Source organism: Thiothrix unzii (genome assembly GCF_017901175.1).
In the GTDB taxonomy this organism is placed as follows: domain Bacteria; phylum Pseudomonadota; class Gammaproteobacteria; order Thiotrichales; family Thiotrichaceae; genus Thiothrix; species Thiothrix unzii.
The window spans coordinates 1479615-1503356 of sequence record NZ_CP072793.1 but is presented as its reverse complement, the minus strand read 5'-3'; the positions used below and the strand labels follow the sequence as shown (position 1 = coordinate 1503356).

The 23742-nt window shown below is 51.9% G+C and carries 18 protein-coding genes; 10 read left to right on the top strand and 8 right to left on the bottom strand.

What is annotated here, in order from left to right:
• Positions 1–4 precede the first annotated feature (4 nt).
• A complete protein-coding gene (gene mutS / locus J9260_RS07655) occupies positions 5–2602 on the top strand; it encodes a DNA mismatch repair protein MutS (protein WP_210220412.1) in 2598 nt (865 codons plus the stop codon).
• Here mutS and gspF read toward each other — a convergent pair.
• From gspF to gspD, 3 genes are read right to left on the bottom strand one after another with little or no spacing between them, the layout of a single operon-like run.
• On the bottom strand, positions 2591–3811 hold the full coding sequence (gspF, locus tag J9260_RS07650; protein WP_210220411.1) for a type II secretion system inner membrane protein GspF: 1221 nt from the start codon (positions 3809–3811) through the stop codon (positions 2591–2593). The two genes, mutS and gspF, sit on opposite strands and share 12 nt — an antisense overlap.
• Positions 3812–5317 carry a type II secretion system ATPase GspE gene (gene gspE / locus J9260_RS07645; protein WP_210220410.1) on the bottom strand — a complete coding sequence of 502 codons (1506 nt, stop codon included), beginning with the start codon at positions 5315–5317 and terminating at the stop codon, positions 3812–3814.
• Complete coding sequence (gspD, locus tag J9260_RS07640) at positions 5314–7383, bottom strand: type II secretion system secretin GspD (RefSeq protein ID WP_210220409.1); 2070 nt, start codon at positions 7381–7383, stop codon at positions 5314–5316. Before gspD ends, gspE begins: the two co-directional genes overlap by 4 nt.
• Positions 7384–7611: 228 nt before the next feature.
• Here gspD and ilvB point away from each other — a divergent pair, with 228 nt between their 5' ends.
• The 3 genes from ilvB to ilvC are packed head-to-tail and all read left to right on the top strand — an operon-like array spanning position 7612 to position 10862.
• Positions 7612–9312, top strand: coding sequence for a biosynthetic-type acetolactate synthase large subunit (gene ilvB / locus J9260_RS07635; RefSeq protein ID WP_210220408.1), 1701 nt, complete (start codon positions 7612–7614; stop codon positions 9310–9312).
• Positions 9313–9320: 8 nt separating this feature from the next.
• Positions 9321–9815 (top strand): acetolactate synthase small subunit, encoded by a 495-nt coding sequence (gene ilvN / locus J9260_RS07630; RefSeq protein WP_210220407.1) that lies wholly within the window; start codon positions 9321–9323, stop codon positions 9813–9815.
• A 30-nt stretch (positions 9816–9845) separates the two neighbouring features.
• Positions 9846–10862 (top strand): ketol-acid reductoisomerase, encoded by a 1017-nt coding sequence (ilvC, locus tag J9260_RS07625; protein ID WP_210220406.1) that lies wholly within the window; start codon positions 9846–9848, stop codon positions 10860–10862.
• 51 nt (positions 10863–10913) lie between these two features.
• Here the strand turns inward: ilvC and J9260_RS07620 are convergent, their stop codons facing one another.
• On the bottom strand, positions 10914–11507 hold the full coding sequence (locus J9260_RS07620) for an NUDIX hydrolase (RefSeq protein WP_210220405.1): 594 nt from the start codon (positions 11505–11507) through the stop codon (positions 10914–10916).
• A gap of 145 nt (positions 11508–11652) precedes the next feature.
• On the opposite strand from J9260_RS07620, the gene J9260_RS07615 reads away from it, so the two are divergent.
• Positions 11653–12000: a hypothetical protein gene (locus J9260_RS07615; protein ID WP_210220404.1), complete on the top strand. Its 348-nt coding sequence runs from the start codon at positions 11653–11655 to the stop codon at positions 11998–12000.
• A gap of 3 nt (positions 12001–12003) precedes the next feature.
• Here J9260_RS07615 and J9260_RS07610 read toward each other — a convergent pair whose 3' ends face one another.
• Positions 12004–13182, bottom strand: coding sequence for a glutathionylspermidine synthase family protein (locus tag J9260_RS07610; protein ID WP_210220403.1), 1179 nt, complete (start codon positions 13180–13182; stop codon positions 12004–12006).
• Positions 13183–13188: 6 nt separating this feature from the next.
• On the bottom strand, positions 13189–13881 hold the full coding sequence (locus J9260_RS07605) for a Cj0371 family chemotaxis-regulating polar lipoprotein (RefSeq protein WP_210220402.1): 693 nt from the start codon (positions 13879–13881) through the stop codon (positions 13189–13191).
• Positions 13882–14082: 201 nt separating this feature from the next.
• On the opposite strand from J9260_RS07605, the gene J9260_RS07600 reads away from it, so the two are divergent.
• From J9260_RS07600 to J9260_RS07580, 5 genes are all read left to right on the top strand, one after another.
• Complete coding sequence (locus tag J9260_RS07600; RefSeq protein WP_210220401.1) at positions 14083–14508, top strand: ComEA family DNA-binding protein; 426 nt, start codon at positions 14083–14085, stop codon at positions 14506–14508.
• Positions 14509–14565: 57 nt separating this feature from the next.
• Entirely contained in the window at positions 14566–15591 is a 1026-nt protein-coding gene (gene galE, locus J9260_RS07595; RefSeq protein WP_210220400.1) for a UDP-glucose 4-epimerase GalE, read from the top strand.
• A 94-nt stretch (positions 15592–15685) separates the two neighbouring features.
• Complete coding sequence (locus J9260_RS07590; RefSeq protein WP_210220399.1) at positions 15686–16705, top strand: Fe(3+) ABC transporter substrate-binding protein; 1020 nt, start codon at positions 15686–15688, stop codon at positions 16703–16705.
• 32 nt (positions 16706–16737) lie between these two features.
• Positions 16738–18333, top strand: a complete 1596-nt coding sequence (locus J9260_RS07585) for an ABC transporter permease (protein WP_210220750.1) — start codon at positions 16738–16740, stop codon at positions 18331–18333.
• Positions 18333–19382 (top strand): ABC transporter ATP-binding protein, encoded by a 1050-nt coding sequence (locus tag J9260_RS07580; RefSeq protein ID WP_210220398.1) that lies wholly within the window; start codon positions 18333–18335, stop codon positions 19380–19382. The genes J9260_RS07585 and J9260_RS07580 overlap by 1 nt, the downstream gene beginning before the upstream one ends.
• On the opposite strand, the gene J9260_RS07575 is transcribed toward J9260_RS07580, so the two are convergent.
• Positions 19371–20060 carry a cell division protein ZipA C-terminal FtsZ-binding domain-containing protein gene (locus tag J9260_RS07575; protein ID WP_210220397.1) on the bottom strand — a complete coding sequence of 230 codons (690 nt, stop codon included), beginning with the start codon at positions 20058–20060 and terminating at the stop codon, positions 19371–19373. The genes J9260_RS07580 and J9260_RS07575 overlap by 12 nt on opposite strands.
• A 28-nt stretch (positions 20061–20088) precedes the next feature.
• Positions 20089–23577 carry a chromosome segregation protein SMC gene (gene smc, locus J9260_RS07570; protein WP_210220396.1) on the bottom strand — a complete coding sequence of 1163 codons (3489 nt, stop codon included), beginning with the start codon at positions 23575–23577 and terminating at the stop codon, positions 20089–20091.
• Positions 23578–23742 lie beyond the last annotated feature (165 nt).

Sequence of the window (23742 nt, the reverse complement as noted above, 5' to 3'; positions counted from 1 at the left end):
AGCCATGAGCAAAGAACAGCAACACACCCCCATGATGCAACAGTATTTCCGAATCAAAGCGGAATACCCCGACATCCTCCTGTTTTACCGCATGGGCGATTTCTACGAACTGTTCATGGATGACGCAAAAAAAGCCGCTGCCTTGCTCGACATCACCCTCACCGCACGCGGCTCTTCCGCTGGGGAACCGATTGCGATGGCGGGTGTGCCTTACCACGCGGTCGAACAATACCTCGCCAAACTCCTTAAAGTCGGCGAATCTGTCGCCATTTGCGAACAAGTCGGCGACCCCGCTAAGTCTAAAGGCCCGGTCGAACGCAAAATCACCCGCCTACTAACCCCCGGCACTGTCACTGATGATTATTTGCTGGATGATCGTCGCGACAACCTGCTCGTCGCGATTCATAGACTCCCTGCCCCCCTTGCGGGGGAAGGGCCGGGGAAGGGGGGGTCTTACGGCATCGCCGCCATCGACCTAAGCACCGGACGCTTCACCGTGCAAGAAGCCGATTCCGACACCACCCTGCACAATGAAATCGAACGCCTGCAACCCGCTGAAATCCTGCACGACGAAGACTGGAAACCCGCCTTCGCCCGCAACCGCATTTCCACCCCGCGCCCGCAATGGCACTTCGACCTCGACACCGCCAAACGCCTGCTGCTACGCCAATTCGGGGTACACGATCTCGACGGTTTCGGCTGCAATCACCTGCCACTTGCGATTGCCGCTGCGGGCGCATTGCTCAATTACGTGCAAGAAACCCAGCGCACCGCCCTGCCCCACATCAACAGCCTCACGGTGGAACTCAGCGACGAAGGCATCATTCTCGATGCCGCCAGCCGCCGCAATCTGGAACTCGAATACAGCATCAGCGGTGAACACAAAAACACCCTGATTTCGGTGATCGACAAAACCGCCACCAGCATGGGCAGCCGCCTGCTACGCCGCTGGCTCAACAAACCGTTGCGCGACCGTTTTACCTTACGCAACCGCCACCAAGCTGTCGGCGCATTGCTCGACCAATACCGCTACGAAACCCTGCTGGAAACCTTGCGCGGCATCGGCGACATCGAGCGCATCGCCAGCCGCATCGCCCTCGGCTCAGCACGTCCGCGTGACCTGTCCACCCTGCGTAGTTCCTTGCACGTATTGCCAGGCATTCACGGTTTGATCGGCACCATCGACAACCCGCACATCCAGCAATTACAAAGCAATATCGACCTGCACGAGGCACTCCGCTACCTGCTGGATTCCGCCATTATCGACAACCCACCCGTGGTCATCCGCGACGGTGGCGTAATCGCTCCCAGTTTCGATGCCGAACTCGATGAATTACGCAATTTGAGCGAGAACGCCGACCAATACCTGCTTGATCTCGAAGCCCGCGAAAAAGTCCGCACCGGTATCAACAATCTCAAAGTCGCCTACAACCGTATCCACGGCTATTACGTCGAAATCCCGCAAAGTCAACTGAGCCGGATTCCCGCCGACTACATCCGTCGCCAAACGCTTAAAGGCGTGGAACGCTTCATTCTGCCCGAACTGAAAAAATTTGAAGACAAAGTGCTGTCTGCCCGCGAACGCGCCCTTGCCCGCGAGAAAGCGATTTACGACAACCTGTTACGTGATTTACTGGAACACTTAAACCCCATTCGCAACACCGCACAAGCCATCGCCGAACTCGATGTATTGAGCAATTTCGCCGAACGCGCCAACACCTTAAATTACAACTGCCCCGCGCTGGTGGATGGTGCGGGTATTCAAATCGAAGGCGGAAGGCATCCGGTAGTCGAACGCACCCTCGATAACCCCTTCGTACCAAACGATTTATACATGGACTCGCGCCGCCGTATGTTGATGGTCACAGGCCCGAATATGGGCGGAAAATCCACCTACATGCGCCAAGTTGCGTTGATCGTGTTGCTGGCACACATTGGCAGTTACGTCCCCGCGCAAACCGCTCGTCTTGGCAATATTGACCGTATTTTCACCCGCATTGGCGCACACGACGACTTAAGCACCGGGCGTTCAACCTTCATGGTAGAAATGACCGAAGCCGCCAATATCCTCAACAACGCCACCGCCCACAGTTTGGTATTAATGGACGAAATCGGGCGCGGAACCAGCACATTCGATGGCTTGTCACTGGCATGGGCAATCGCCGAATTCCTCGCCCGCGACCGCAAAGCTTTCACCCTATTTGCCACCCACTATTTCGAGCTAACCTCCCTCGCCGAACAAATCAGCACCATTGCGAATGTGCATATCGACGCAGTAGAGCATGGCGACAAAATCGTGTTTTTACACGCGGTGAAAGAAGGCCCCGCCAACCAAAGCTACGGCCTGCAAGTAGCACAATTGGCAGGTGTACCCAAAGGCGTGATTGCACAGGCAAAAAAGAAACTGGTATCACTGGAAAAGCACAGCCAGCAAGCCCCACAACCGGGGCAAACCCTGCCACTGATGTTCGGCACACCCACCGAACCCAAAGATGAAATCGCCGAAAAGGTGAAAGCGGCACTCGCCGCCGTAGACCCGGATGAACTCACCCCACGCCAAGCGTTAGACGAGTTATATCGGTTAAAAAGATTAATGCATTAAATTAGACATGCCGCCCATCACCGGCAACATAATTGACAACACGATCAAGGTAACAATGCCGCCCATGAACAAAATCAGCCCAGGTTCCAGCAAACTCAACAAGGTAGCGAGTCGGGCTTGGGTTTCGCGTTCTTGTTGAATCGCAGCGCGTTCCAACATTTGATCCAAACGACCGCTGCCTTCTCCGCTGGCAATCAGGTAAACCATCATCGGCGGAAAATACCCCGAACGCTCCAATGCTTTATGAATCGGCATCCCTTCGCGTACCCGATCTGCCGCGCTCAACACGGATTCGCGCATCGGAATATTGGTCACGACTTCTGCCGAAATCTTCATCGCCTCTAACACCGACACCCCGCTGCTATTGAGAATGCTAAAAGTGCGGGCAAAATGTTCAGTATTAATACCGCGCACCAAGCGTCCAATAATCGGCACGCGCAACAGCAATTGATGGTAACGCCGTTGCCACTGCGGCTTACGTAATAACCACGCCACGCCCGCCACCACCAAACCAATGCCCAGCAGTAACACCAAACCGTAATTCTGTAAAAACTCGCTGGAGGCAATCAGCATCCGCGTCAGCAGCGGCAATGTCACATCAAGGGTTTCAAAAGCTTCCACCACTTTCGGCACAACAAAACGCAATAACGCCACCACCACCCCAATCGCCACCAACAGTAATACGGTAGGGTAAGCCAACGCCGTCATGATTTTTTGCTGCCCGTGCTGGTGATTTTCGGTGTATTCCGCCAACCGCTCTAACACTGCCGGTAAATGCCCCGATTGTTCACCCGCGCCCACGGTTGCCCGATACAACACCGGAAACGCCCCCGGAAACAACGCCAGCGCGTTTGCCAAGGCATGACCTTCCATAACCCGCGCCCGAATTGCCGAGAAAATACGCCGCGCGGAAGGCCGTTCGGTTTGGCGCACGATGGCACTCAAGGCTTCTTCAACGGGTGAACCTGCACCAACCAAAGTGGCTAATTGCCGCGTCATTAACGCAAGGTCGGTCGGATTTAACCGACCGCTTCCCAGAAAGCCCCGGTTTTCCGCCGTCTTTTGCTTTTGGGCAACCTCGTTAACTTCCAGCGGCACTAATTCACGATTGCGCAATAATTGGCGCACCTGACGCGGCGCATCCGCTTCCAAAATACCGCGCTCTTCTTTACCCGCTGGGTTTAATGCAAGGTATTCAAAGGCTGGCACTTAGGCATCCTCCCGCGTTACCCGCAAAATTTCATCCAATGAAGTTTTGCCTTCCAACACCAAACGGATACCGTCATCCCGCAAACTGGGTGCGTGTTGGTGAGCGTATTCGCCCATCTGAATTTCGCTGGCACGGTCATGGATCATTTGGCGTAAGGTGTCGTCAATTTCCACCAATTCATAGATACCTACCCGCCCCACAAAACCGGTATGGTTACACGCAGGGCAACCCACCGGGCGAAACGGCGTTGTGCCTTCCAAATCGTCGCCGTCAGAAAGGTGTTTGCGGAAAAAATCCCGCTCCGTTTTATCCGGTAAGATCGGCGTTTTACAGGCCGGACACAATACCCGCACCAAGCGTTGCGCCACCACCCCTAATAAACTGGAAGACAATAAATAAGGCTCCACCCCCATATCCCGCAAGCGCGTCACCGCCCCAATCGCGGTATTAGTATGCAAGGTTGAAAACACCAAATGCCCGGTCAAACTCGCTTGCACCGCGATTTCGGCAGTCTCAATGTCGCGAATTTCCCCGACCATTACCACGTCCGGGTCTTGGCGCAAAATTGCCCGCAAACCCCGTGCAAAGGTCATATCCACCTTATTATTGACTTGGGTTTGCCCGATACCGTCGATGTAATACTCAATCGGATCTTCTACCGTCAGAATATTGCGCCGCTGATCATTCAAGTGAGTCAATCCGGCGTACAAGGTAGTGGTTTTCCCCGAACCGGTTGGCCCCGTCACCAAAATAATCCCGTGCGGCTTTTCAATGAGCGACTGCAAGCGCGTGTGGACACCCTCATCCATTCCCAAATGCGATAAGTTTAACCGCCCCGCCTGCTTATCCAGCAAGCGCAATACCACCCGCTCCGAATGACCCGACGGCAAGGTTGACACCCGCACATCCACCGCACGCCCCGCAATCCGTAAAGAAATACGCCCATCCTGCGGCAAGCGTTTTTCGGCAATATCCAGACGCGCCATGACTTTAATCCGCGAAATAATCACGGGTGCGGAACGGCGCGGCGGCTCGATAATTTCACGCAATACGCCATCCACCCGCATTCGCACCGACATCCGGCTTTCAAAGGTTTCAATATGAATGTCCGAGGCGTTTTCTTTCACCGCTTGCGCCAACAACCCATTGATTAAACGAATAATCGGGGCATCATCTGCCGACTCCAGCAAATCCTCTGGCTCTGGCAAGGAACCGGCAATATCCTGAAGATCAACATCCTCATCAATCTCCTGAATCATCAAAGACCCGACTTGGCTGCGCTCATAATGCGCCGCTAACAAACGGTCAAAACTTTCGGTATCCACGGCTTGAAAGTGCAGTTCACCCGCCACCAATCGCTGCACTTCTGCCAATGCTAACGCGCTGACACCTTGGCGACATTGCACCGTTGCCCCGTCTGAAGTGTTTTGCAGCAATACCCCGTGCCGCTTGGCAAAGCTATACGGTAAATCTTTTAGCAGCGCAGTGGGTTGGGTATCACTCATAACGTACCATTACAGAACGGGTCTGCCGAATTAACGCACGCCCCTTGCTGGGCAGGTTTATGCGGTCTTCCCTGGACGGGGTATAGCGGTGAGCCGAGGTGCAAATCGTCCGCCGAACCATTGCTCACTTTGCTCATATCCGCAGGCAAAGTGGAGGCTTTTTCTGGCAAACTACCGCGCTGAGTCACTTGGCTGCGCTGTTGTTGCTGTTGCATGGTTTGGTACTTACGGCGGGTATACGCATCAGCGGATTGCGCATCCGGCAAAATCACCGGATGGATAAATACCATCAGGTTATTTTTGGTTTTGTTGGTGGTGTTATTACGGAAAATGCCGCCCAATACCGGAATATCGCCCAGCACCGGCACTTTATTTTCAGAATCGCGGTAATTGTCTTCGATTAAACCGCCTAACACCAAAATTTGCCCGTCATCCACCATCACATTGGTCATAATACGGCGTTTATTGGTAATCAAATCGGACGCGCCCGCACTGCTGGAAGCCACATTGGAGGATTCCTGCTCAATTTTCAGGTTAACCGTTTCGCCACGATTGATTTGCGGGGTAATTTTAAACTTCAAGCCCACGTCACGGCGTTCAATGGTGGTAAACGGATTGGTGGTATCGCTAGAGCTGCTGGTACTTTTGCCGGTAATAAACGGCACTTCCTGACCAACCGTGATTTCCGCTTCCTCATTATCCATTGTCACCAAGGTAGGCGTGGAAAGAATATTGGTAGCTGCATCGCCCTTGAGGGCTTCCACAATCGCACCAAAACTTTTATTACCACCACCCAGCAACAAACCACCAGGTACGGCTGTTGCTGTGCCACTTGCCAGCGCAATCGCCGTATTTAAACCGTCGGTAGCAAAGTTGCTGTAACCCACCGCGCCCTTACCATCGGCTGCACCATTGGAGAGCAAAGTCGCGCCAATTTTATTGCTCAAGTCGGTCGAAACTTCCGCAATAACCGCTTCAACCAGCACCTGCGCACGCCGCCGATCCAGTTGTGCAATCACGCCCATCATGTTTTTCTGTAAGGTCGGCGGGCCGCTGATAATAATCGAGTTGCTGGACTTATCCGCTAATACCGTCACCCCACCACTGCGTGCGGCACTCGCTACTGCGGCTGGGGCAGCTCCACCCGCAGCGGGGGTTGCCCCCGATTGTTCTTGCAACGCAGGGGATACACCGTTAAGCACCGCCACCACATCTTCCGCTTTAGCGTAACGCAAGGGGATAACACGGGTATCGCCTTCGGTAGCACGTTGCACGTCCAGTTTGGCAATCGCTTTTTTCATGCGTTCGCGGGTTTGCTTGTCGCCGGAAACTAATACGCTATTGGTGCGCTCATCTGCTGATACCCGCCCGGTTGCAGGCAATGCACCTTCGCCTGCCGCGCCACCGGGAGCCATTAAACCTTGTAACGTGGTTGCCACTTGCGAAGCTACTGCATACTGCAATTCCACCAGCTCAAAATCATCGTTATTAGGGTTATCAATACTCTCTGCCACCGCGCGTAAGCGTGCGACGTTTTGCGCCCGCCCGGTAATAACCACAGAGTTACTGGCCTGATTCGGCTGAATCCGGGTTTCGCCTTGACCACTCAATGGGGTCAACGTCTGTAATGCCGTCGCGACAGGAATGTAATTCAGTTTGATGACTTCGGTGACGGTTTCATCAACATTGCTTTCACCAGCGTTGTTTACCAAGGGAGCGACCTGAGAACGCGCCTTGCCCACGGGCACAATTTTAATTAAATCACCCGACTCAATCGCATCAAAACCGTGAACTTGTAGCACCGAAAGAAAGGCTTCATACAAGCCGGACTTATCCAAGCCACGCCCTGAAACAAAGGTGATCTTGCCACGCACTTGGGGGTCAACAATGAAATTCTTACCGGTATCTTTTGCAACAATATCAACTAACTGACGGATTTCAACATCCTGTAAATTGATGCGCGGCGCATCCTCAGCCATGCCGCTCGGCGCAGTTGCCAACCACAACATGGAAGCTAACAAAAGACGATGAACCATTGTTTTGTGGGAATAACGCGAATATTTCATTCAAAAACCTGTGTATGCTGCGGCAATCTGTTCAGTTAGAGTGTGGATTCTATCACTACATCGCCAATTTTTCCCGACACGCATTGCATTTTAGCTGACAGGTAACAATGAAATGCTGCAAACCTGAAAAAATCCGCCAACATTACGGTTTTTGGGGTGTAATCCCTGAAGCGTTCGTATTATGATGCGAATCTTTTCCTTCGCCCAATGCGATTTAGGGAGTTAATTGTGGAACTGACCGGAGCCGAGATATTCGTCGAGTGTCTTAAGGAAGAAGGGGTTGAAACCATCTTCGGTTATCCCGGAGGTGCTGTCCTGTTCATCTATGATGCGCTGTATAAGCAACAGGATAAGGTCAACCATATTCTCGTAAGACATGAGCAAGCTGCTGTCCATGCAGCGGAAGGGTACGCCAAAGCAACCAACAGACCGGGTGTTGTGCTAGTCACATCAGGCCCTGGCGCGACCAATGCAGTAACAGGCATTGCCGATGCCTACATGGATTCTGTGCCACTGGTAGTCTTTACCGGGCAAGTGCCGCGCGCGCTCATTGGTAATGATGCATTCCAAGAAGTGGATATTGTGGGCATTACGCGCCCGTGCGTGAAACACAATTTCTTGGTAACGGATGTTAAAGATCTTGCCACGACCATTAAGAAGGCGTTTTTTATCGCCAGCACCGGTCGTCCGGGGCCAGTGTTAGTCGATATTCCTAAAGACATTACTACTGCGCGTTGCGAGTTCCATTACCCGCAGGAAATCACCTTACGCTCGTATAACCCCACGGTAAAAGGCAATAAACGGCAAATTCGCCGTGCGGTTGACCTGATGCTGGAAGCTAAACGTCCGGTATTGTACACCGGGGGTGGCGTGGTGTTATCCGGTGCAGCGCACGAATTGACTGAGCTTACCCGTGAATTGGGCTTCCCGATTACCAATACCCTGATGGGTTTGGGTGCTTACCCGTCAATGGATAAGCAGTTCATCGGCATGTTGGGGATGCACGGCACGTATGAAGCCAACCATTCGATGCATGACTCCGATTTGATTATTGCGATTGGGGCACGTTTTGATGACCGCGTTACCGGCAATATTGAAAAATTCTGCCCTTACGCCAAAATCATTCATATTGATATTGACCCGGCTTCCATTTCTAAAAACGTTAAAGTAGACGTGCCAATTGTTGGTGATGTCAAAAACGTGATTGTCGATTTGCTGGAAGAATTGCGCACGCGCACCGAACGCACTGATCCGGCGGCACTCGCTACGTGGTGGAAACAAATCGAGGAATGGCGCAGCGTCGATTGCATGAAATACACGCAAGACCCGCAAAAAGCGATTCGGGCGCAGTACGTCATTGAAAAGCTCTGGGAAGTTACTGGCGGTGATGCGTATATCACCTCCGATGTCGGTCAACACCAGATGTGGGCGGCGCAGTATTACAAGTTCAATAAACCGAACCGTTGGATTAACTCCGGTGGTTTAGGCACGATGGGCTTTGGTTTACCGGCAGCAATGGGTGTGCAACTGGCATTCCCGGAAGAAACCGTGGCGTGCATTACCGGCGACGGCAGTATTCAGATGTGTATTCAGGAACTGGCGACGTGTCTGCAATACCGCTTGCCCGTTAAAATCATCTGCTTAAACAATGGCTACCTCGGCATGGTGCGTCAGTGGCAGGAATTCTTCTACCAGAAGCGTTACGCCATGTCTTATATGGATTCCCTGCCTGATTTCGTGAAGTTAACCGAAGCCTACGGGCATGTCGGGATGCGCATCGAAAATCCGGCAGATGTGGAAGGCGCATTGAAAGAAGCGATGGCAATGAAAGACCGTTTGGTATTCATGGACTTCGTGACGGAACAGGAAAATAACGTGTTCCCGATGGTTCCGGCAGGTGCTGGTCATAACGAAATGATTCTGGTATAGGTGACAAGATGCGGCATGTGATTTCCATTTTAATGGAGAATGAAGCAGGCGCGTTGTCGCGTGTTGCCGGATTATTCTCCGCACGGGGTTACAATATTGAATCCCTGACCGTTGCACCGACTGAAGATGCAACCCTTTCCCGCCTGACGCTGGTAACACGCGGCAGTGATGAAATTGTCGAGCAGATACTCAAGCAGTTACACAAACTGATTGATGTGGTCAAGATCATGGACTTGGCGCAGTATCCTCACATTGAACGCGAAATGATGTTCATTAAAGTCGGCGTTGATAAAAATTCGACGTGTGAAGCGGTCAAACGCCTTTCGGACATTTTCCGTGGCAATATCATTGACGTAACTGACCACACCTACACCATTGAGTTGACGGGTGATCGCTCCAAATTGGATGCGTTTGTTAGCACACTCAAAGATTTTCGCATCATTGAAGTGGTGCGTTCCGGCAGTATGGGCATTGCACGTGGCGATACCGCGTTACGCGCTTAACCAGTATTTGATTGATTTAAGGTAACACTCATGGCATTAAACATTTATTACGACAAAGACGCTGACCTTTCTATTATCCGTGGCAAGAAAGTTGCCATCATTGGTTACGGTTCACAAGGTCATGCACACGCTTGCAACCTGAAAGATTCCGGCGTGGATGTCACTGTTGGTCTGCGTAGCAATTCCCCAACGGTAGCCAAAGCGCAAAACGCTGGCCTGAAAGTAGCACCTGTTGCTGAAGCTGTTGCTGCTGCTGACATCATCATGATCCTGACGCCTGATGAGTTCCAAAGCCAATTGTATCGTGAAGAAATCCAGCCAAACCTGAAACAAGGTGCAACGCTGGCATTCGCGCACGGTTTTGCGATTCACTACAACCAAATCGTGCCACGTGCAGATTTGGACGTAATCATGATTGCCCCTAAAGCACCGGGTCACACTGTCCGTAACGAATTCGTCAAAGGCGGCGGCATCCCTGACCTGATTGCTATCCAGCAAGATGCTTCTGGTCAAGCGAAAGCAGTCGCGCTGTCTTACGCTTCTGCTATCGGCGGCGGTCGTACTGGTATCATCGAAACCACCTTTAAAGACGAAACCGAAACTGACTTGTTCGGCGAACAAGCGGTATTGTGCGGTGGCGCGGTTGAACTGGTCAAAATGGGCTTTGAAACCCTGACTGAAGCGGGTTACGCGCCAGAAATGGCTTACTTTGAGTGCCTACACGAACTCAAACTGATCGTTGACCTGATGTACGAAGGCGGCATTGCCAACATGAACTACTCCATCTCCAACAATGCGGAGTATGGCGAGTATGTAACTGGCCCGAAAGTCATCAACGAGCAATCCCGCGCAGCGATGCGTCAAGCTCTGAAAGACATCCAAAACGGCGAATACGCGAAAAACTTCATCCTGGAAGGGGCTTCTAACTACCCATCCATGACTGCATACCGCCGTAACAATGCAGCGCACCCGATTGAACAAACCGGTGGCAAGCTGCGTGCGATGATGCCTTGGATTCAAAAGATCGTAGATAAGTCTAAGAACTAATCCTGCGGTTCACTTAATCGAAAAGAAAGGGTGCGTTGATCGCGCCCTTTTTTATGCCCGTAAACACGCCAACAACGACAACGTAATCCGCGCCGTCGCCCCCCACAGCACTTCGCCGTCGTATTCCTGAAAATACACCATAGGCACAGGTTCGGCAAAGCCCGCCAATTCGCGGTAACGGATTTCGTGGTGGTGCGGCTGCGCCAACCATTGCAACGGGATGGTGAAAACCCGCGCCACTTCCAGCGGATTTAAGGTGAGTGCATAAGGCCAAGGCATAACCCCAACGGTGGGTGTAATGCGGTAACGGCTGGCACTGTGATGGATACCCAACTGCCCCAAAATCGTCACATCTTGCATCGCCACCCCGATTTCTTCATACGCCTCACGCAATGCCGTCATGCACAAATCGCTGTCGCTAAGGTCACGCTTACCCCCCGCGAATGCCACCTGCCCACTATGGTAATCGCGCTCAGACTTCGGGCGGCGGATAAAGACCAGATGCCAGCTTTCCGCCACCCGCACAAACGGGACTAACACCCCCGCGTCACGGTTAGCCTGCAACGGTACATCATGGGTTGCGCCACCTGGTTGACACAAACATTGCGTGATTTCCGCGAGGGTTAAACTGTCCAAATTGTTCATCCGATACTCCCCATCCGCCAAATACTGCCAGTTGGCTATAGATGATACAGCAGATTACCGCAAAATCTGTTATCAATGAGGCAAGTGAACGGGGCTTGCTGAAACACCCCGCTCACTCCCCCTGCCATTAGTGAGTGTCCTAGTTATGGGTAAGTTGGGTGTTCAAAATTATGCCGGATGGCAACACACGCTGTTCTGGCTATCGTGGGTATCGCTGCTGATACCGGTGTATTTCATCGGGCGCGGGGTTGCGCTGGTAAGTTCATTATTGCTGAGCGGTTACAGCGATATGCTTGATTGGGCACTGTTCGCTATTTTTGGCACAGCGTTGTTGGAAGTCTTATTGATCGGGGTGTACACCCTGACGCGCTTTTGGCGACATCAGGGCTATCCCTTTAGACGTTTGTTGCTATGGCTCACGGTCGGCATACTGATCATTCCGTTAGCTGCCGTTTTGGGTGCTATTTACGCTTATGTCCAGTTAGCCGTGTGAAACTTACACCATGCGGTGCGCCACGAACTTGCTGAGATTGTCGAGAATTTCCCCGCCACGGCGGAAACCTAAGCCACAAGCTTCCCACGCGAAAAACACCCCAGCTTGGTAGCTGCGGCCTTGCGCATCTTTCGGGTAAGCGGCAAACGCTTGGTAAATGCTGCGGTAACGGTCGTATTCACCCGGCATTGCGTGCAAAATCGCCCCTGCCGCATCGTAAATCACCGTGTTTGCACCTTCGCGCCCAAACATTTTCTTTGCCACCTGTTGTTGACCTTGCAATGGCTCACCACGGGTTTCCAGCAAATACGGCGAATCCGGGAACAGCTCATACAACACTTTCAGCATACCTTTGCTTTGGAACAGCAAGGTATACGCCGGGTTGAGAATCACGGTGTCGGTATTGCGGGTAATGTCATCTAAAATGCCATTAATACCGTCAGTTTGCAGCGCGATATTTTCCCACGGATACAACTTAAACCAATAATCGAAGCGCGTTTGTTGCGGGTTAAAAATCCCCTCTTCTTCCAAAAAGCCCACTTCGTCGGTGTAACAAAAGTCGGTCTGAAACCCCGCATCACTGGCTAAATGCTGCAAAAACCGCACAGTGCGCTCGTCTTCCGGCTCATTGCGCACACTGGAAAACAAAATATTTTGGAAACGATAATACTCGCCGAAAGTATCGGGATCATTATCGCCCGTCACCAAACGCCGGAAACTGTTGCGAATGCTTTCATACACAGAATTGAACTGCGAAGCCTCATCCATATGATTGGCTTTCAGCAATGCCCATTGCACAATCGCCGTTTCAAATAAACTGGTCGGGGTATCCGCATTAAACTCAATCAGTTTAATCGGCAAACCATCCACCCCACCGGCAAAATCGAAACGCCCGTATAAATGCCGATGATCGTTTTCCCAGCTACGTTTAATCGGATCAACAAGGTTAAACGGAATATCCAGCTCTAAAAAACGCTCGTTGTCGATAACGTGCTGCGCAGCTTCAACGTACATATCGTACAGGGTGTTCGCCGCTTCGTAATACGCTTCTACTTCGTCTTCCGTGACCAGGACAATTTCATCGGCAATGTAAGGCTGCCCATCTGGGTCAGTGTGCCAAGTCATGCCGACTTCCTCCATCAGCGCGGGGCTAATGGGATTGACTTTTTCCAAACGAATCATTGTGATTTAACCACCGTAAGAATTGCTACCGGACGCTGAAGAACCGCCCGATGTGCTTGACCCTGCACCCGCTCCCGCAGCAGAACCAGCACCATTATTGTTATTACCCATGAAACCCGATTTAGGCTGATTTTGCCCCGGATTCACTGCACGCGTGTCAGTACCACCCGCTGCCGGACGGCTAATGCTGGTTTGCGCCCGTTGGGTTTGCTGCTGTTGGTGTTGCTGATAATTGGAATTGCCCATGAGTTTATTCGCAATCATCCCGCCAATCAGTGCGCCCGCCGCCGAAGCCAGCAAGGTTTCACCCAAGCTCAAGCCTTGATTTTCTGCGGCTGGCTGAGTCAGTTTGGACGTGCCATCTTCGACTTTCTTAGCTTCTTCTTCGGCAATTTTCTTGAGTTCTGCTTCACTCAGGATGCGCTCAGAGCCATCCATGCCCTTGAGAATCGCGCGTGTACCTTCGCTGGAAGGGTGTTTTTCTTTCAACTCATAAGTATCTGGATTCGCACCGGTTTGCTGAATCACCAAAAACATCCCCTCGCCTTTGGCTGCGTCTGAAATCGCACCGGGAGCTTGATTTTGTGGCGGCGTAGGCGGTTGATCGCCACCGCAACCTTGCAAACTGGCAACGATAGTCAGGCCAATACTACCGACCATCGAATAAGAAAGAATGCTTTTAACATAAGGTTTACGCATGGGTTGCTCCTATAAAAAATGGATGCGCCACAATAACCAATCACTCACGCAAAATCCACAAAACCCTGTCAGAATAAAGCTAAAAAATCACCCGACCAATTATCAGAAAATAGTTCAACGATGCACTATCTTATGAGAAATTACGCCCAGCTTAAGCAAACCCATAATTATTTATATAACATTACCCTTGAGTGTTTCACCATGAAAAAAACTGTGATTGCCGCTACCCTGTTAGCTTGCCTGTCTTGCGCACCATCTGTTTTCGCCGAAATGATCAATATTAACAAGGCCGATGCTGCCACCTTAGATGGTTTGGATGGTATTGGCGCGAAAAAAGCGGAAGCCATTGTTGCTTACCGTACTGAACACGGCGAATTCAAAACCTTAGACGAACTCAAAGAAGTCAGCGGTATCGGCGACAAATTATTTGATAAAATTAAAGCTGATATTTCCCTGACAGAAGGCGCAAGCACTGCCAGCACCACCACACCGGACAAATCGACCGACAAAGCGGATGCAAAAACCACTGACAAGGCCGACAAAGCAGAGAAAGCAGATGCCAAATCAGCGGATAAAACCGACAAAGTATCGGAAAAATCCGCATCAAAAACTGACAGCAATACCTAATCGCTGCTATCTTTTGTTGGGTGTCCCTGAAACACCCAACAAAAGGATTATAAGTAAATGTCACAAACGGTTTTAGTTACTGGTGGCGCGGGCTACATTGGCTCACATACGTGCGTGGAATTGCTAAACGCAGGTTTTACCCCGATTATTGTCGATAATCTTTGCAATAGTTCCGTTGAATCCCTGCAACGTGTCGCCACCATTACCGGCAAAGCAGTCCCGACTTTCTACGAAGGCGATATTCGCAATGCTGAGTTACTGGATAAGATTTTCCAAACGCATTCCATTGACAGCGTAATTCATTTTGCGGGCTTAAAAGCCGTAGGTGAATCGGTCGAGAAACCGCTGGCTTATTACGACAATAATGTCGCTGGAACCATTCAATTGCTGCAAGCCATGCAGCGTCATCAAGTTAAGTGCATTGTGTTCAGCTCATCCGCTACGGTTTACGGCGACCCGCACACCACGCCGATTCAAGAACATTTCCCACTGTCTGCCACCAATGCCTACGGGCGTTCCAAACTCATGATTGAGGAAATGTTAGGTGACCTTTACCGCGCTGATCCTGCATGGAAAATAGCTTTATTGCGCTATTTTAACCCAGTTGGGGCGCACAGCAGCGGCCTGATTGGTGAAGACCCGCAAGGCATTCCAAATAATTTAATGCCGTATATCGCACGGGTAGCAGTCGGTACTTACGAATACCTCTCCGTTTTTGGCGGCGATTACCCCACGCCAGATGGCACGGGAGTACGCGACTACATCCACGTCGTCGATTTGGCAAAAGGCCATGTCAAAGCCTTGGAAGCCTTTCAACGCCCCGCTACCCCGGATTTATTGACCGTCAATTTAGGCACGGGGCAAGGCTATTCGGTACTCGATATGGTCAATGCGTTTGCCCAAGCCAGCGGATGCGAAATCCCCTATCGTATCGTGGCACGTCGCGCTGGTGACATTGCTTGCTGCTATGCCGACCCCGCCAAAGCACAAGAATTATTACAATGGACAGCAGAAAAAGACCTCGCTGCCATGTGTAACGATGCTTGGAACTGGCAACGTAACAATCCACAAGGCTACCGTTGAATTCACCCTGAATAATGAGAATTGCTTGCATTCAATAAACAACTCGTAAATAATGAGAACTCTTATTATTAGTGTTTTCATCAGGAGTGTTATCGTGTTCAAGAAAATCGCACTGTCATTACTGGTTGCCAGCATCGCTACCCCCGTGCTGGCAGATGGCGAAGTCAATGTCTATTCCGCCCGCAAGGAACAACTGATCAAGCCGCTGTTTGACAAATTCACCGAAGCGACGAGCATCAAGGTCAACCTCGTCACTGGCAAAGACGATGCACTGCTGGAACGCCTCAAGCTCGAAGGTGAAAACACCCCCGCCGACCTGCTGATGACCGCCGACGCTGGGCGTTTGTACCGCGCGGTAGAAATGGAGCTGACCCAACCCGTCGAATCCGCCACACTGAAAAAAGACATTCCTGAAAACCTGCGTGACCCCGCCAATCAATGGTTTGGGTTGACCTCCCGCGCTCGCCCGATCTTTTACGTGAAAGACAAGGTGAAACCGGAAGAACTTTCCACCTACGAAGACTTGGCTGATCCGAAGTGGAAAGGACGTATCTGCGTGCGTTCTTCCGACAATATTTACAACCAGTCGATGTTGGGGTCGATGATTGCAGTGAACGGCGCGGAAAAGGCACAGGCATGGGCTGACGGCTTGGTGAAAAACTTTGCGCGTCCACCCGAAGGCGGCGACCGTGATCAAATCAAGGCGGCTGCGGCTGGGCAATGCGACATTGCGATTTCCAACACCTACTACTACGGGCAAATGCTGACGGGCGAAGAGGCGGAAGACAAAGCCGCTGCGGAAAAAGTCGCAATCTTCTGGCCTAATCAAGCCGAAGGTGATCGTGGCACACACATCAATATCAGCGGCGCGGCTGTCACCAAAACCGCCAAAAACAAGGATAACGCCGTCAAACTGATGGAATTCTTGGTCAACGACGAATCGCAGAAATGGTACGCCGAAGCCAATCAGGAATACCCCGTGAAAGCCGGTATTGCGCCCAGTGCGATGCTCAAAGGTTGGGGCGAGTTCAAAGCCGATAGCCTGAATTTGTCCGAACTCGGCAAACACAATGCCGAAGCCGTGAAAATCATGGACAAAGCTGGGTGGAAATAAAACCCCTGCTCTGGCGTGCCGTGCTATTGGGCATGGCATTGCTGACTGCTTTGCCGATCCTCGCGGTGTTCGGCTATGTATTCGTGCCTGCGCCCGAAGTCTGGCAGCATTTGCGCGAAACCGTGCTTACCGATTACTTGCTGAATACGCTGTGGCTGGTATTGGGCGTGGGGTTTGGCGTATTGCTGCTGGGGCTTCCGGCGGCATGGTTGAACAGCATGTGCGAGTTTCCGGGGCGACGCTTATTTGAATGGGCATTGCTGTTGCCGATGGCGATGCCTGCTTACATTATTGCCTACACCTACACCGGAATGCTGGATTTTTCGGGGCAGGTGCAAACCTTGCTGCGCGAGCTGACGGGCTGGGGGTATGGCGATTATTACTTCCCGAATGTGCGCTCTCTGGGTGGCGCAATCACCATGTTGTCGCTGGTGCTGTTCCCGTATGTGTATTTGTTGGCGCGGGCAGCGTTTCTGGAACAGTCGATTTGTGTGCTGGAAGTGAGCCGCACACTGGGGTCAAACCAGTGGCAAAGTTTCTTTCGGGTGGCGTTGCCGTTGGCGCGTCCAGCGATTATTACCGGCTTGTCGCTGGCCTTGATGGAAACGTTGGCGGATTTTGGCACGGTGCAATATTTCGGCGTATCAACCTTTACCACGGGCATTTTCCGTACTTGGTTTGGGCTGGGCGATCATGCGGCGGCTTCGCAATTGGCGGCGTTGCTGATGGGGTTTGTGTTTGTGCTGATCCTGTTGGAACGTTGGTCGCGCAGTCGGGCGCGGTATCACCATACCTCCAGCAAGTATTCGCGCATTCCGAAATTCCGTTTGCGTGGCTGGACGGCAGTGGCTGCGGTGTTGGCGTGCGCCCTGCCCTTGTTGTTGGGGTTTGTGATTCCGGTGGGGCAATTGCTGCATTGGAGCATTAAAGTTGCCAGCAAAGGATTGGACAGTGATTTCATGAATCTGGTGTGGCATAGCTTGATGCTGGCAAGTTTGGCGGCAGTATTTGCGCTGTTGCTGGCGTTGATTTTGGGTTATGGCAAGCGGCTAAATAATGATCCGTTGGTGAATATTGCTTCGCGGATTGCGGCGATGGGGTATGCGATTCCGGGGACGGTGATTGCGATTGGGGTGCTGATTCCGTTTGCGTGGGCAGACACGCAACTCAACCACCTGAGCAAACAGTTTTTCGACAGTAACGCAGGCTTGTTGCTGAGTGGCACGCTGTTTACGCTGCTGTTTGCCTACAATGTGCGCTTTTTGGCAGTGTCGCTGCAAACAGTGGAAGCGGGGTTGGGCAAGATTAAACCAACGCTGGATAATGCGGGGCGTTCGTTGGGCTTGAGTCCCTTGGGCGTATTGCAGCGGCTGCATTTGCCGTTGATGAAAGGCTCGTTACTCACCGCGATTTTGCTGGTGTTTGTGGATGTGCTGAAAGAATTGCCTGCCACGCTGATTTTACGCCCGTTCAATTTCAATACGCTGGCAGTGCGGGCGTATGAATTGGCTTCAGATGAACGGCTGGCGGATGCGGGTTTGCCATCGCTGATGATTGTGGCAGCAGGGATTATTCCGGTGATTTTATTGAGCCGCTCGATTAGTCGGTCGCGGGCTGGGGAACATTGATGAGCAAGTTAGTCCTGCAAAACATCCACATCGAATACGGCAGCAATGCGGTGGTACACGATGTCAATCTGACGGTGGAAGACGGGCAAATCGGTTGTTTACTGGGGCCCAGCGGCTGTGGCAAGACGACTTTGCTGCGGGCAATCGCTGGTTTCGAGCCTGTCACCCGTGGCACGATTACGCTCAAAGATCAGGTAATCAGTGCGCCTGATGTGCATTTACCGCCGGAAAAACGCAATATTGGCATGGTGTTTCAGGATTACGCGCTGTTTCCGCACCTGAGCATTGCCGACAATATCACCTTCGGGATTCGCAAACAGTCGGGCAAAGATAAGACGCGGCGCGTGGCGGAATTGCTGGAGTTGGTGAATTTGCCCGGTTACGAAAAGCGTTACCCGCACGAATTGTCAGGGGGACAGCAGCAGCGCATTGCGTTGGCACGCGCCCTTGCGCCGCAACCACGTTTGCTGTTGCTGGATGAGCCATTCGGTAGCCAAGACGTGGAATTGCGCGAAATGTTAGCGCGGGAAGTGCGCGACATTCTCAAGCGCGAAGGCATGACCGCGATTCTGGTGACACACGACCAGCACGAAGCGTTTGCGATGGCGGATGAGATTGGCGTGTTGCAAAGCGGGCGGTTGCAGCAATGGGATACGGGTTACAACTTGTATCACAAGCCGGTGAATCAGTTTGTGGCGGGGTTTATTGGGCAAGGTGCGTTGATTGCGGGGACAGTGCTAAATCACAATACCGTATCGACGTTAATGGGTGCGGTACAAGGTGAAATACCCGCAGGCTGCCAACCAGAATGTCCGGTTGACGTGCTGATACGCCCTGATGACCTGAAACTGGTAGCAGATGCGCCACGCAAAGCCACCGTGGTATCGCGGGTATTTCGGGGTGCAGAATACTTATACGTGCTAAGTTTAGCGGATGGCAGTCAAATTTTAGCCGTCGCCCCCAGCCACGAGACCCACGCTATCGGCACGACGGTGTGTTTCGAGCTGGATATGCAGCATCGGGTGATTTTGAAGCACTTACCCCGCTAACGCTAACAAACTGGCGCGAGAATCAGCGGTAATCGCTTGCTGATCCTGATCTTTTAACACGCCGCCCAAATCGCCCGTCAAACGTTCTGCGGTGCGCAAGAAATCGTGAATAGCATCACCGTTGGCAATCGGGCTGGGTAAATTCAGGATCATCGACAAACCCGGTGTCGCTTGTTCGATCAGCTCTTCGGGAACCAATGTCCAAGGTTTTACCCCGTTCGCCACGCTAAACAAGCTGACTTCCGTACCATCGTGATTAATGATGCGGTGGAAAATACCCATATCGCCGAAACGCAAGCCCGCGTTATCCAAGGCTTTAAGCACTTCTTCACCAGCAAAACCCGCATCAATATCAGCCGCAACAAACAGCACCAATTGCGGCGGCAAAATCACACTGTTTTCAGGCTCTAAGGCCACATCGGAGGTAGTTGCGGGAGTCGCAACACCCGACATCATCGCATCGGATAAAATACGCGCATTCGCAGCCGGACGTTTGCCATCACGGGCGGGCACATCCTCCAACACGCTGGACATCGGATTGCCGTCTTTATCACGCAATACCGGCACACTTTCATCACGTTTTTGGGGCAAATCGCGACGTGAAATGCGGCTCAAAATATAAATGGCTACCAAAGCCACCAAACCCAACGCCATAATAACGAGGCTTATCAATTCCATTACAAAATCCTTACAATTCCTTATTGCATTAGCCGTTGGCTAACTTCACAGCTTCCGCCATATCCACGGACACCAAGCGTGAAACACCTGCTTCGCGCATGGTAACACCAATCAAATTTTCGGCAAGTTCCATTGTGGTCTTATTATGGGTAATGAAAATAAATTGTACCTGTTCTGCCATGTGGCGCACCAGTTCACAAAAACGTCCTACATTGGCTTCATCCAAGGGCGCGTCCACTTCATCAAGCATACAAAACGGTGCGGGGTTCAATTCAAAAATCGCAAACACCAATGCCACGGCAGTTAATGCCTTTTCACCACCCGACATCAGGTAAATGCTGGAAAGCCGCTTACCCGGCGGACGCGCCATAATAGCCACTCCCGTGGTTAACAAATCATCGCCCGTCATTTTCAAATAACATTCACCACCACCAAACAAACGCGGGAACATTTCACTCAGGCGCGTATTCACCCGCTCAAAAGTTTCTTTAAAACGTGCACGGGTTTCTCGATCAATTTTACGAATTGCCGTATCTAAAATTTCTAATGCCGCCAGCAAATCCGCGTTTTGTTGATCAAGGTATTGTTTGCGTTCGCTTTGCTCGCGGAATTCGTCAATCGCTGCCAGATTAATAGCACCCAAACGTTGAATCTGGCGTTGAATTTCTTCCAATTGCTGCTGGAGTGCGTTGACATCCACTTCAGCGACTAATTGTGCACGCAAGGTAGCGGGGTCAAAGCCGGTTTTGGCGAATTGTTCAGCGGTGGTTTGTTCGCGTACCTGAATTGCCTGCCATTCGAGTTTGCGATTTTCCTGCGAAGTGCGGCTTTGTTCTGCCAAACGTTCGTATTGTAATCGCTCTTGATCATGGGTGCGAATCGTCGCTTCCAACCCTTGCACCGCTTGACGGGCTTGACTCAACTGGGTTTCTACCAGCAGCCGTTGTTCCAGCGCGGTTTCCAGTGCCATTTGCAAATCGGCATCCGGGTCTTGCTGCTGTTCCAGTTGCAGAATGAGCGTGGCGTGCTGTTCTTCCAGCAGCGCAAGACGACTGTGAACACGCTCCAATTGCTGTTGGCTGTTAGCACGCTGGGCGCGGTTAGTTTCAAGGCGCAATTGCAAAGCATGAGCCTGATCCTGCCATTCGCGCTGCTGACGACGCGCATCCGTTACCGCTTGCTGAAAATCATGGCGACTATCGGCTAACACTTCTTGGTCATTTTGCGCCATTTCCAAGCACTCTAGGGCTTCGTTGCGACGTTCGGTAGCTAATAAGTGATCTTCCGCCTGTTGCAATCGCTGTGCTTCAAGCTCTTCGCGTTCAGCCTCAAGCTGTTGACGACGTTGCTGCCATTGTTCAATGCGCTGTTGTACTGCGTGCAAACGACTGCGTAATTCCGATTCCGCACGGTGCAACCGATTAGTTTCCGTTTGTAAAAACTGGCGTTGCTGCTCCTGCTCACGAATACGTTCGCGCAGTGCGTCGGCATCGTCTTGCAACGCCGTTAAACTGGCTTCCACAAGGATTAGCTGTTCGCGCAAGCCATCAATTTCCTGCTGACGCTGCAAAATACCGCTGTTGGCATCGTTTTGGCGGCGACTGCGTAACCAGTGACGACCAACCCATACCCCGTCGCGTGTTACCAGCGATTCCGTGGGCGATAAACTGCCACGCTGTGCCAAAGCCTCATCCAAGGTTTCCACGCAATAAATCTGCGCTAACCAAGGCAGCACCGCGTGGGGCTGAATCACTTTACTGGCAAGACTACGCGCTGAAGCTTGCAGCGCAGTTTGCGTGGTTTCCAACAAAGTGACACCCGCTTGCGGAAAGGCAGTCAATTCAGGAAAAGCATCCAACCCCACCGCATCCAAATCGCCACCTAACACCGCTTCCACCGCCGTTTCCCAACCGCTTTCCACCTGCAATTGCTCTGCCAAACGCGGATTTGCGCTTAAACCGTGCGTTTGTAACCATTGCTGGCGGGCTTTATTGGTTTTATCCAGCCCTGCTTGTTGCAAGGTTTCCAAGGAAGCCAACCGCCCTTGCAAAGCTTGACGGCGTGAACGTTGGTTATCAAGTTGCGCCTGCCATTCGCGTTGAGTTTGCTGATTTCTTGCCAACTCTGCATTCAATTGGGTTAGTTGCGTTTCGGCGGCGGCGTGCGCGTTACTGGCTTCAAGACATTGTTCGCTCACTACATCGCGCTCTTCGCTGTAACGAGCTGTGCTTAAATGAGTGGCTTCTTGTTGCAAGCGTTCGGCGCGTTGCGCGGTTTGGTTGAGTTGACGCTCCAACTGTTCCATGCGGGTTTTTTCGACCTGCGCTTGGCGGGTAGGTTCTGCCACGGCTTGCTGAACGGCGTGCCACTGCTCTTGCCAGTCGTTAAGTTGGTCTTCGGCCTCGGCTAATTGCGCCTCAGCGAGACTTAATTGCTCATCTACTTCGGCTTCACGCGGCTCCCATTCGGCAAGCATCGCCTCGCTTTGGGTCAATTTAATCCGGTCTTCGTCCGCGTGACGCTGGGTTTCCGTGATGCTTTGTTGGGCTTGTTGTAAGGCTTGCTGCTGACGGCGTTGAATATCACGCTGGTGTTGAATCGTTTGCTCAAGTCGCGCAATTTCCGCACCCGCTTGGTAATACTCACCCTGCACCGCATTAAGGGTTTCATTGGCACTGTGGTAATCGCTGCGTAAGGCTTCCAGTTGAGTTTCTAACTGACGTACTTGCATCATTTGTGCTTGGTAAGTCGTTGATTGCTGACTGAGTTCGCGCAAACGTTGCGCACCATCTTGCTGCAACGCCTCCCATTGACACAGCAATACAGACGCTTCCAACTGCCGTTCTTGCTCGCGCCATTCCCGAAAACGCTGGGCGGCTTTGGCTTGTTTATCAAGGCGTTCAAGCTGCTTTTCCAACTCATCCCGCAAGTCGGTTAAGCGTTCCAGGTTTTCACGGGTATGCGTCATCCGGGTTTCGGTTTCACGCCGCCGCTCTTTGTAACGTGAAATGCCCGCTGCTTCTTCGAGGGTATTGCGCAACTCTTCGGGTTTCGCCTCAATCAAGCGCGAAATCATCCCCTGTTCAATAATGGCGTAACTGCGTGGCCCCAAACCGGTGCCAAGAAAAATATCAGTAATATCGCGGCGGCGACATTTCGCGCCATTGAGAAAATATTTGGAATCGCCGTCGCGGCTGACTTGGCGTTTGACCGAGATTTCGGCGTATTGCGCGTATTCGCCGCCGAGTTTGCCATCGCTGTTATCAAACACCAATTCGACCGAAGCCAAACCTACAGGTTTACGTGAAGCTGAACCATTGAAAATCACGTCTTCCATTGACGCGCCGCGCAAATGTTTAGCCGAAGATTCGCCCATAACCCAGCGTACCGCATCAATGGTATTGGATTTGCCACAACCATTAGGGCCGAGAATACCCGTAAGGTTACTGCGTAAATCTAAGGTCACGGGATCAACGAAACTCTTGAATCCGGCAATGCGGATTTTACTTAAGCGCACGGTTCAACTGCTTATTGTTAGTCACAAGGCGGGCGATTTTACCGGAGAGCCACTCACAAACGCCAGCATTAGCTGCAAATCATCGCACATGCTACCCACGGCAACACGCAATGCTTTATTAGGGAAGCATTTGTGCTAATATTCAAACACAGCGCAGTGTGAGCG

Coding starts and splice junctions, on each gene's coding strand:
- mutS (WP_210220412.1), top strand. CDS start 5: ATGAGCAAAGAACAGCAACACACCCCCATGATGCAACAGTATTTCCGA.
- J9260_RS07605 (WP_210220402.1), bottom strand. CDS start 13,881: ATGCGTAAACCTTATGTTAAAAGCATTCTTTCTTATTCGATGGTCGGT.
- ilvN (WP_210220407.1), top strand. CDS start 9,321: ATGCGGCATGTGATTTCCATTTTAATGGAGAATGAAGCAGGCGCGTTG.
- J9260_RS07580 (WP_210220398.1), top strand. CDS start 18,333: ATGAGCAAGTTAGTCCTGCAAAACATCCACATCGAATACGGCAGCAAT.
- galE (WP_210220400.1), top strand. CDS start 14,566: ATGTCACAAACGGTTTTAGTTACTGGTGGCGCGGGCTACATTGGCTCA.
- J9260_RS07585 (WP_210220750.1), top strand. CDS start 16,738: ATGGCATTGCTGACTGCTTTGCCGATCCTCGCGGTGTTCGGCTATGTA.
- J9260_RS07615 (WP_210220404.1), top strand. CDS start 11,653: ATGGGTAAGTTGGGTGTTCAAAATTATGCCGGATGGCAACACACGCTG.
- J9260_RS07600 (WP_210220401.1), top strand. CDS start 14,083: ATGAAAAAAACTGTGATTGCCGCTACCCTGTTAGCTTGCCTGTCTTGC.
- J9260_RS07575 (WP_210220397.1), bottom strand. CDS start 20,060: ATGGAATTGATAAGCCTCGTTATTATGGCGTTGGGTTTGGTGGCTTTG.
- J9260_RS07620 (WP_210220405.1), bottom strand. CDS start 11,507: ATGAACAATTTGGACAGTTTAACCCTCGCGGAAATCACGCAATGTTTG.
- J9260_RS07610 (WP_210220403.1), bottom strand. CDS start 13,182: ATGATTCGTTTGGAAAAAGTCAATCCCATTAGCCCCGCGCTGATGGAG.
- gspD (WP_210220409.1), bottom strand. CDS start 7,383: ATGAAATATTCGCGTTATTCCCACAAAACAATGGTTCATCGTCTTTTG.
- ilvC (WP_210220406.1), top strand. CDS start 9,846: ATGGCATTAAACATTTATTACGACAAAGACGCTGACCTTTCTATTATC.
- gspE (WP_210220410.1), bottom strand. CDS start 5,317: ATGAGTGATACCCAACCCACTGCGCTGCTAAAAGATTTACCGTATAGC.